The 10,172-nt window shown below is 65.4% G+C and carries 9 protein-coding genes; 7 read left to right on the top strand and 2 right to left on the bottom strand.

Annotated elements, in window-relative coordinates:
- Positions 1-199 (bottom strand): hypothetical protein (locus tag FHT26_RS29330; protein ID WP_168563606.1); only part of this gene is annotated, 199 nt, incomplete at its 3' end.
- A 344-nt stretch (positions 200-543) separates the two neighbouring features.
- Between FHT26_RS29330 and FHT26_RS29325 the strand changes: the two genes are divergently transcribed.
- From FHT26_RS29325 to FHT26_RS29295, 7 genes are all read left to right on the top strand, one after another.
- On the top strand, positions 544-807 hold the full coding sequence (locus FHT26_RS29325; RefSeq protein WP_168563605.1) for a hypothetical protein: 264 nt from the start codon (positions 544-546) through the stop codon (positions 805-807).
- 117 nt (positions 808-924) lie between these two features.
- A complete protein-coding gene (locus FHT26_RS29320) occupies positions 925-1,248 on the top strand; it encodes a hypothetical protein (protein ID WP_168563604.1) in 324 nt (107 codons plus the stop codon).
- 506 nt (positions 1,249-1,754) lie between these two features.
- The gene (locus FHT26_RS29315; protein ID WP_168563603.1) at positions 1,755-2,315 is read left to right on the top strand and encodes a PH domain-containing protein; all 561 of its coding nucleotides are present in this window, start codon (positions 1,755-1,757) and stop codon (positions 2,313-2,315) included.
- Positions 2,316-2,343: 28 nt separating this feature from the next.
- Complete coding sequence (locus FHT26_RS29310; RefSeq protein ID WP_168563602.1) at positions 2,344-2,721, top strand: hypothetical protein; 378 nt, start codon at positions 2,344-2,346, stop codon at positions 2,719-2,721.
- Between the two features lie 524 nt (positions 2,722-3,245).
- Positions 3,246-7,475: a response regulator gene (locus FHT26_RS29305; protein WP_168563601.1), complete on the top strand. Its 4,230-nt coding sequence runs from the start codon at positions 3,246-3,248 to the stop codon at positions 7,473-7,475.
- 29 nt (positions 7,476-7,504) lie between these two features.
- Positions 7,505-8,614: an HD-GYP domain-containing protein gene (locus FHT26_RS29300; RefSeq protein WP_168563600.1), complete on the top strand. Its 1,110-nt coding sequence runs from the start codon at positions 7,505-7,507 to the stop codon at positions 8,612-8,614.
- A 29-nt stretch (positions 8,615-8,643) separates the two neighbouring features.
- Positions 8,644-9,747: an HD-GYP domain-containing protein gene (locus FHT26_RS29295; protein ID WP_168563599.1), complete on the top strand. Its 1,104-nt coding sequence runs from the start codon at positions 8,644-8,646 to the stop codon at positions 9,745-9,747.
- Positions 9,748-9,820: 73 nt separating this feature from the next.
- Here the strand turns inward: FHT26_RS29295 and FHT26_RS29600 are convergent.
- Positions 9,821-10,172: hypothetical protein (locus FHT26_RS29600; RefSeq protein WP_210427662.1), on the bottom strand; the 352-nt coding region annotated here is incomplete at its 5' end.

Raw genomic sequence — 10,172 nt, 5'->3', positions numbered from 1 at the left:
CAGCGAGCGCAACGACGAGGATGAATGCCTCGCGTGCCCAGAGCATCAGCAGGCTCAGAAAATCCGGGCGCTTACCACTTGGGTATGGGTAGTAGTACGACACCGCCATGCATGCGACGAGTAAGAGCAATCCAACGAAGCCGATGACGCCATCCTTGGTGCCGCCTTCCTTCGGTTGAGAGGATTTATCTTCGGTCATCTCGTAGCGCCTCCAGGCAGCCTGCGGACAGGGTCGTGTCGTCTACCGGTGAACATGGCAGTGTTCGGTGCCTCCGAATCATTCTGTCTCATGCGGAGAGCATTGGCGGTGGGCGGCCCGAGAGCGGTCACTGGCGACGGACAACTCGTGGCCGACAGTGTATGTTCGCCGCGCCGCCCACGAGCGGCCATCAGCCTGCGTGGTGCTGCTGCTCGACGACCGCTTGCCGACCATGACGCGAACGGGCACAGTCGGCCACAAGCTGTCCGTCGCGGCTGACCGCTTTCGGGAGCCGAGAAAGCGCGGGAGAATGCGGTCCAAGCTTTGAGGCGGGTCCGAAAATGATGAGTGCGTGGGTGCGTGGTGTTGGCTATCTGCTCGTGCTCGTTGGACTGGCGCTGCTATCGCCAGCAGCTGACCTGCTGCCTGTAGATGTCTTGCTCATCTCTCGACCGTCCAGTACCGGTGAACATCAACAATTCCTGCGCCTCGTACCGGGAGCAACCGCGAAGCTCGCTCCTCTGACAATGTGCGGGATCGGTGCCGTAGCGATCGGCGTCTTCACGATCGCGGTTGGTTGGTTCATCAACTCGCGCAAGGCACGTTGAGGTGCGATGTGCAGGCAGTCCTCTTCACGGCTCTGCGATAGTGAGCGCCATGCCAAGATCAATAGGTGCCATCTTGCGGTCGTACTCCCAGGGCTTGAGAAGGTCGAGTGATCTGTCGTGACTTCCAGTGACGAGCTGCCCACCAAATTGCATCGCGGCGCAGCCGGGTTCTTGTTGCTTGGTTTTGCGCTCCTCTTTGCCTCTGTTCCCCTTGAACATGGCATCTTGCGAAAGGTTGCCGTGGTCACGTTACTGGCGTCAAGCTGCGCTGTGCTGGCGGCAGATCTCTATCAAATGTTCGCCACTGGCGCAGGTTTCGGAAGGATTGGTCGCGGTGTTAGCCGAAGGTCCACTCCAGCAAGTTTCTGGCTTCACATCGTCATCCGCGTGATCCTGCTCTTACTCTTTGTCAGGCCGTTCCTTGTCTACGCGATGACATAGGGTCCAGTGCCAGACCATTGCCCGGGCGTTCAATCGACAGAACAACCCGAACGGCCTGTGTCGGCCACAAGCTGCCGATCGCGAACGACTGCATTCGAGTAGCATTGATCGATGGGCTGGATGGGAATCGTCGTTCCGACTGTGCTCGCGCTTCTGCTGGTTGCGCGACCGCGTCTGTGGCCGTACGTCCTTGTAGCGGTTGCGCCGGGAGTCGCACTCGCTCTGTCTGCCCCTGGTACGCCAATCGACACCGCTCCAAGGCTTGATTGGCGGCTCACGCTTCTCGCAACTGGCACGATCCTCGGCCTTCCCATCGCTGCTCTGGGCTGGTGGTGGTTGCATAGGCCGGCGTCTCGACCTGGCACGCTCGAATGAGGCGTCAACAGTGCAAGCGGCTGTAGGCGGCCAGGTGCAGCCTGTCGCCGGCGACTGCTATCGGGTGGGCTTGCCTTGATCTGCCGGGCGGGCAATCACCCGGCGCCGTTACTCGTTTACATGGATATCCCATGACAGAACTGCCGGAAGAAATTCGTGGGGAGATTGGTCCTGGAGAGCACGCCCTCTGGTGGGGTCGACCGCGTCAAGGAGTTGTTTTGCGCGGCTCCGACGTCTTTACGATTCCATTCAGCCTCATGTGGTGTGGCTTTGCCATCTTCTGGGAGATGAGCGTCGCAAGTTCCGGCACGGCCCCAGGATTCTTCGTGCTCTGGGGCATTCCGTTCGTAGCGGTTGGCCTCTACATGGTGATCGGAAGATTCTTCGTCGAAGCCATGCAGAGGTCGAAGACCTACTACGCACTGACTTCGGATCGAGTCCTGATCGTCTCTGGAGTCATTTCGCGCACCATCAAATCTCTGTCGCTGAACACCTTGTCCGACGTCACCTTGACCGAGGGGCGCGGTGGCAATGGATCGATCACGTTCGGCCCGCAAAGCCCGTTCGGATCGATGTTCGGTGGGGCGCCTTCTTGGCCTGGAGCGCGACAGCAGTCCCCGCGCTTTGATCTGATCGACAACGCCAAGATTGTTTATGAAAAGATCAGAGGCGCACAGCGAACGCCAAAGTGAGCCTTTCGTGCTAAACACAAGGACTGGCGTGGAGAACGATTCACCTTCTGCCGCTCTCCGACTTGGCGCATGCCTGCTGGCGGCGCTCGTTGGACTTGCTCTAGGCTTCGTGCCAGCAATCGCATTCGCTGCTGCTTCAGTATTCCCCTCCGTTCCTTTCGCAGTTTGGGTGTTTGGAACATCCGTCATTCTCGGAGCCGTCTCATACCTCGCCCCTTCCTTTGCGTTCGCACTCTTCCCTGCCGTGGCGCACATGTTCGCTGGCGCGGCGAAACAGGCGGCTTGGCCAGGCGACAACGATCTCCCTGGCCCAGAGCCCTCCGCGCCGAGCTATCTCAAGGTAGCGTTCTATGCAGGCGCGGTCGCGCTGGTCGTCATCGTTCTGATCGTCAAACGTTCCTCGTAGGGATGGAGTGCAGCTCACTCCTCCATCGACTGGACGCTCTCCGACTTTGGGCTCAGGACGCGTGCCATGCCAGACGCCGAGTGACCGCTATACACCCATGAGAATGGCGATGAGAAGGTCCGCAACGGGTCGACAGTTCCGATTCACGGCTCGCAAGAGCAGACATTCGACTACGTCAGCCCCTGCCGCTGTGGCCACCTCCCACTCGGCCGACACTGAGCTGATCCATTCGCCACGCGACGAAGGTCTGCTTTTGGCCTGAGCAGTCGTTCACCGCCTGAACCTTACCGACCGCAACCAGCCTGAAGCGGTCTGTTCGATCGAGGTTGCGGACCTCTTCTGCTCAATGCTGCAGCCAGAGCTTGGTCTCAGCTCAGGCGACGCTGCCAATCAGAGGCGCACAGAACAGCCTCTGGCGCTCGCTTCCCCGCTGCCGCATACTCACCGCCACCGAAGCAGCGAGGGAACGCAGCGTGACGGAGCCGGCGAAAAGTCCCAGCAGTGGAACCATCCGCCGGGCGCTCGTGCTTCGCATCTCGCTCCTCGCGGGCGCCATTCTGCTGGCCTTCGCGCTGAGCGTGGTGCTTCTGATCCTGCGACCGACGATCGACCGCCTGGCGCATGCGCAGATGGGCCAGGCCGCCACCGAGCTGTACGGCCGCGTGCAGCAGCTGCTCGGCACCGTGGAGACCACCCTTCACACCTCGCTCGACTGGGGTCGCCAGGGCAAGGTCAGCCTCGACGACCTGCTCGGCTTCAACGAGATCTTCTTCTCGGTGATCGCCAATCACGCCGAGATCAGCTCGGTACTGATGGCCGGCGAGAACGGCCGCGAGATCCTGCTGCTGCGCAATGCCGACGGCACCTGGGTCAACCGCCTCACGCATCCTGCGCAATGGGGGCACCAGGCCTACTGGCTGCACTGGAACGCCGCGCGGGAGTTGGTGCGCGTCGAGATGCGCGAGCTCGACTACGACGCGCGCACTCGGCCGTGGTTCGCAGCCGCCATGGCAGCCCCGTCCGATGGCATCGCCGAGTGGACCGACCCCTATGTCTTCTTCACCTCGCACGAACCCGGCATCACCGCCGCGGCACGCTGGCGCGGCGCAGACGGATCCGTCTACGTCATCAGCCACGATGTGAAGCTGCTCGACCTGTCGCACTTCACGACCAAGGCCGTGGCCGGCCGCAACGGCATGGTGGCAATCCTGCATCCCGATGGGCGTGTGTTGGGCCTGCCCCGCTCGGAGCGCTTCACGTCCGACGACGCCATCAAGGCCCACGTGCTCAAGCCGGTCGACGCGATCGGACTGCCCGCGCTGGCGGAAGGCATCCAGCGCTGGCACCGTGATGCAGAGCCGGCCGGCGAGCTGCGCTACACCACCGCAGGCCAGCCGTGGTATGCGCTGGTCCACAGCACGTCGCTGGGCGCGAAGAAGGTGCTGCTCGCCGTCGCGGCGCCCGCCAGCGACTTCATCCCGGGCACCCGGACGGATCTCGCGCTGCTGCTCCTGCTGGGCCTGCTGTCGGTCGCCAGCGCCGCGGGCCTGGCCACCTGGATCGCCCGGCAGTTCGCAGAGCCGCTGGAGCAACTGTCGGTGGAAAGCGAGCGCATCGGCCACATGCAGCTCACCGAGCCGGTTCGGGTCCAGGCGCGCTGGCGCGAGATCGGCACGCTGGCCGAAGCGCAGGAATCGATGCGGCGCATGCTGCTGGCCGCCACCGACGATCTCTCACGCGCCAATGCCACGCTGGAGGCCGAGGTGGCCAAGCGCACCGAAGAGCTCGAGCGCAAGCGTGCCGAACTCGCCAACCGCGAACGGTATTTCCACGCGATCTTCGATCACGCCCCCGTGGGCATCGTCAACATCGGTGCCGATCTGTCGCGCCAGCAGATCAACGCCGCCTCGGCCGCGCTCTTCGGCTACAGCGAGCAGGAACTCGCGGCCGTGCCAGTGGGCGACCTGATCGCCGAAGAAGACCGCGAGCAGATGCGCGCGATGGTGGCCGACGCCTTCGCCGGCCGCGCACAGGCGCGTGCCATGCTGCGCTACCTCCATCGCGACGGGCACACCGGCTGGATCGACCTGAGCCTCTCGCCGCTGCGCAACGAAGCCGGCGAGATCGATTCGATCATCGCGATCGCGCTCGACGTCACCGACCGCAAGCAGGCCCTGCGCGACCTGCACCAGGAGCGCGAGCGGCTGCTGCGCATCCTCGAGACCGCGCCTGTCGGCGTCGCGATCTCGACGGAGGGGCGCGTTCGCTTCGCCAACCCGCGCACGCACGAGCTGATCCGGCTGACCGGCACCGCCGAGCCCGACACCTACGTCGACCTTGACGACCGCCGGCGCATGCTGGAGATCCTGGAACGCGACGGCATCGTGCGCGACTACGAGCTGCGCATGCACGCACCGGACGGCTCGCAGCGCGACATCCTGGCCACCTACCTGCCCGACGAGTACGAGGGAAAGCGCGGCCTGCTGGCCTGGCTGATCGACATCAGCGCGCAGAAGGCCAACGCACGCTCGCTGGTGGCCGCCAAGGCGGTGGCCGAAGAGGCGACGCAGGCCAAGTCGATGTTCCTGGCCAACATGAGCCACGAGATCCGCACGCCGATGAACGCCATCATCGGCATGTCGCACCTGGCGCTGCGCACCGAGCTCACGCCCAAGCAGCGCGACTACCTGCAAAAGATCCACGGCGCCGGCACGGCGTTGCTCGGGATCATCAACGACATCCTCGACTTCTCGAAGATCGAGGCCGGCCGGCTCGACATGGAGCGGATCGACTTCAACCTCGACGACGTGCTGGCCAACCTGGCCACCGTGACGGTTGCACGTGCACAGGACCAGAACCTCGAATACCTCTTCGACGTGCCGGCCGAGGTTCCCCGCGGCCTGCGTGGCGACCCGTTGCGGTTGGGCCAGGTCCTGATCAACCTCGTCAACAACGCGATCAAGTTCACGCCGCAGGGCGAGATCCACCTGTCGGCCCGCCTCATGGCGGAGCAGTCGGGGCGCGTGCAACTCGCGTTCTGCGTGCGCGACACCGGCATCGGCATGGAACCCGATCAGACGGCACGCCTCTTCCAGCCCTTCACGCAGGCCGACGGGTCGACGACCCGACGCTTCGGTGGCACCGGCCTGGGACTGAGCATCTCTCGGCGCCTGGTGGAGATGATGGACGGCCGCATCTGGGTCGACAGTGAGCCGGGCAAGGGCAGCCGCTTCCAGTTCACCTGCTGGCTCGAACGCAGCGAAGCCCAGGCCCGGCTGCCGCGCGTCGTGCCGCAGGCGCTGAACGGGCTGCGCGTGCTGGTGGTGGATGACAACCCTGTCGCACGAGAGATCCTGCTGGACGCCTTCAAGGGCCTGCCGATGCGGGTGGAGGCAGCGTCCGGCGGTCGCGAGGCGATGGCGGCGCTGTCGGCCGGGCCCGTGGCGTTCCAGCTGCTGCTCACCGACTGGCAGATGCCGGGCATGAACGGCATCGAACTCGCGACCCAGGCCAAGGCGGCGGCCACGGAGGCGCTCAAGGTGGTGCTCGTCACCGCCTTCGGCCGCGAAGAGGTACGCAGTGCCGCCGAGGCGGCCGGGGTCGACGCCTTCCTGCTCAAGCCGCTGAGCCGCTCGGCGCTGATCGACACGCTGGTCGAACTCTTTGCTCCGCAAGAGGCGGGCGCGGCGCCGGTCGATGCGGGCAGCGTGCCGCGCTTCGAATCGGCCCGCGTGCTGTTGACCGAAGACAACGACACCAACCAGCAGATCGCCACCGAGCTGCTCGAATCCGCCGGCATTGCCGTCGAGGTGGCCCACAACGGCCAGCAGGCGCTGGAGCAGCTGCGCGCCGCCCCGCCGGGCCACCACGACCTCGTCTTCATGGACCTGCAGATGCCGGTGATGGACGGTTACGAGGCGACCCGGCTGCTGCGCGAGGACGAGCGCTTCGCGCGGCTGCCCATCGTCGCGATGACCGCCCATGCGATGCGCGAGGAGCGCGACCGCTGCCTGGCCGTGGGCATGAACGACCACATGGCCAAGCCGATCGAGCCGCAGCTGCTGTATGCGCTGCTGCGGCGGTGGCTTGCGCCCAAGCTCGTCGGCGACGCATCGGTGGCCGGAACCGCCGACTCGCGCGACGCCATCGCGCTGCCGGCGATCGACGGCTTCGACCTCGTCGCGGCCCGCCGGCGCGTGAGCGGCAATGAAGCGTTGCTGCACAAGCTGCTGCACCGCTTCCGCCACGAGCAGCCCGCTGTTCCGGCCGAGATGCGTGTGGCGTTGCGGCAAGGCGACCGCGGCCGGGCGGAACGCCTGGCCCACACGCTGAAGGGGTTGTGCGGCACCCTCGGCTTCGCGCAAGGTCAGCAGCTGGCGGGGGACGCCGAAGCGGCCATCCGCCATGGTGGCGAGGATGCAGCGTTGGAAGGCGTACTCCAGTCATTGCAGGCGGTGCTCGACACCGCGGCCGGCGACCTTGAGGGTGTCTCGCAGGCACCGGCCGCCGCGCCGCCCACGGCGCCCGCGCGACCGATCGCCGCATGGATCGACGACCTGCGCGAGCTGCTGTCGCTGATGGAGGAATGCAGCGGCGATGCGGCCCCTAAGTTCGCCCAGCTGGCGTACGATTTCGCAGGCACGTTCGGCGCGGAATCCGCGCGGACCACGCAGCGCGCCCTGGACAGCTACGACTTCGATCTCGCGCTCGACGCCGTGCGTTCCGCGGCCCGTTCGCAGTCGGTCGGCCTGTGAGACGTGGACGATATGGGGGAGAGGACAACATGACAACAACCAGCGCCAACGGCGCCCCGCGACGCACCATCCTCGTGGTGGACGACACGCCGGACAACCTGACGCTGTTGGCCGACCTGCTGAAGGACGACTACAAGGTCAAGCTCGCCAACGGCGGCGCCAAGGCACTGAAGCTGGCAGCCGCAGCGCCACAGCCCGACTTGATCCTGCTCGACCTGATGATGCCGGACATGGACGGCTATGAGGTCATCCGTCAGCTGAAGACCGAGCCAGCCACTGCCGACATCCCGGTGATATTCCTCACCGCCAAGGCCGAGGTCGAAGACGAGCAGAAGGGTTTGTCGCTCGGCGCTGCCGACTACATCCACAAACCCATCTCGCCGCCCATCGTGCTGGTGCGTGTGAGCAACCAGCTCGCCGTGAGCCAGGCCCGGCGCATGCTGGGCGACCAGAACGCGGTGCTGGAGTCGCTGGTGAAGGAGCGCACCGCCGAAGTCGTGAAGATGCGCGACGCCACCATCCATGCGATGGCGAGCCTGGCCGAGACGCGCGACAACGAAACGGGCAACCACATCCGGCGCACGCAGAACTACGTGGCCGCCCTCGCTCATGCGCTGAAGCAGCATCCGCGCTTTTCCGAGGTGCTGACCGACGACGACATCGAACTGCTGCACAAGTCGGCACCGCTGCACGACATCGGCAAGACCGGCGTGCCCGATCGCATCCTGCTCAAGCCCGGCAAGCTCGACCCCGACGAGTGGGAGATCATGAAGTTGCACACCGTCTACGGGCGCGACGTGATCCAGGAGGTCGAGCGCTACGTCGGCCACACCAGCAGCTTCCTGCGCTTCGCGCGCGAGATCGCGTATTCGCACCAGGAAAAGTGGGACGGCTCGGGCTACCCCGAAGGCCTGGCCGGCGACGAGATCCCGGTGTCGGCGCGCCTGATGGCGGTGGCCGATGTGTACGACGCACTGATCACGCGGCGCATCTACAAGCCGGCCTTCTCGCACCAGGAGGCGATGGACATCTTGCGCAAGGGGCGAGGCAATCATTTCGATCCCGACGTGCTCGATGCCTTCCTGGGCATCGAAGCCGAAGTGCTGGCCATTGCGTCCCGCTTCGAAGACCACGAGTGAACGACAGGCACCAGCCGGAGGAACACGCCATGCCCGAAGCGCCCGATTCGAAGCCCACCGTGCTCGTCGTCGACGACACGCCGGAGAACCTGGACGTGCTGTCCAACCTGCTGCGCGACAGCTACCGCGTGCGCCTCGCGACGAGCGGTGCGAAGGCCTTGCAGCTGGCCTTCGACGCGCCGCCCGACCTGGTGCTGCTCGACATCATGATGCCCGGCATGGACGGCTACGAGGTGCTGGAGCGGCTGAAAGCCGACCCGCGCACGCAGACCACGCCGGTGATCTTTCTGACCGCGATGTCGCGACCCGAGGACGAGGAGCGTGGACTGCTGCTTGGCGCGGTCGACTACATCACCAAGCCGATCAGCCCGCCGATCGCACTCGCCCGCGTGGCCACGCACCTGCACCTGAAGGTGGTGGCCGACGTGCTGCGCGACAAGGCGGCCTACCTCGAAGCCGAGGTCGCGCGCCGCACGCGCGACATGCGCTCCATCCAGGAAGTGACCCTGGTCGCCCTGGCCTCGCTGGCCGAGACGCGCGATGGCACGACCAGCACGCACATCCTGCGGACGCAAAACTACGTGCGCTCGCTGTGCATGGAGCTGCGCCAGGCGAGCGGCCCCGCCGGCGCGCTGGACGAGCGCACCGTCGACCTGATCGTGCAGTCGGTCCCTTTGCACGACATCGGCATGGTCACTGTGCCCGAAGCGATCCTGCGCAAGCCCGGTCGGCTGACGGAAGACGAATTCGCCCAAGTGAAACGGCATACCCGTCTTGGACACGATGCCCTCGATGCGTCGCAGCAACGACTGGCCGTCGATGCAGCCTTCCTGCGCTGTGCCAAGGAGATCGTGCTGTCGCACCACGAGCGCTTCGACGGGTCGGGCTATCCCGATGGGCTGCGCGGCAGCGACATTCCGCTGCCGGCACGGCTGATGGGGTTGGCCGATGTGTACGACGCGCTGGTGACGCCGCGTATCTACAAAGAGGCCGTGTCGCACGACGAGGCCGTGGCCACGATCTTCGCCGCCAGCGGCTCGCTGTTCGATCCGGACGTCGTGGCTGCTTTCGAGCGTCGACGCGACGACTTCCGGGCTATCGCCGAACGATACGTCGACGGCGAGGCGGATTGACACTTGCGTCGTCCGACCGGCGAGGTGACAACCAACACGCATTCTGTTCGGCTGGAAATGCAGGGAGCCGTGCCTACGACTCAGCACACATATCGACGTGTACATCGTCCTGCTTGCATGTGCTCATGCTGAGCGACAGCAATGCAGCGATTGCCGTCGGTCGATCGCGAAATTTGAGCGTCTGCTTGCTGCGGCAAAGCAGACGGTGCTCTGCGCCGGCGCCAACGCGGCAAACTGCGAGACGGGCATAGCTCAGGCGAGGCCCGCGGTCGTCCCGGTCGAACTCCGTTGAACGTCCGCTCTCACTAGCTACGAAGCGGAGCTTTCGACCGAGGCTGTGTGCAAAACGCGCAGAGCGCCGCACGGGATGCGCCGACCCGTCAACGTGCAGCACGCGCTCAGCGACGAGTTCGAGGTTGAGGGCT

Origin of the sequence: Rhizobacter sp. SG703 (genome assembly GCF_012275445.1) — a bacterium.
Lineage (GTDB): Bacteria > Pseudomonadota > Gammaproteobacteria > Burkholderiales > Burkholderiaceae_C > Rhizobacter.
Note: the sequence above shows the minus strand (reverse complement) of the source record. Positions and strands in the feature narration are given on the sequence as shown.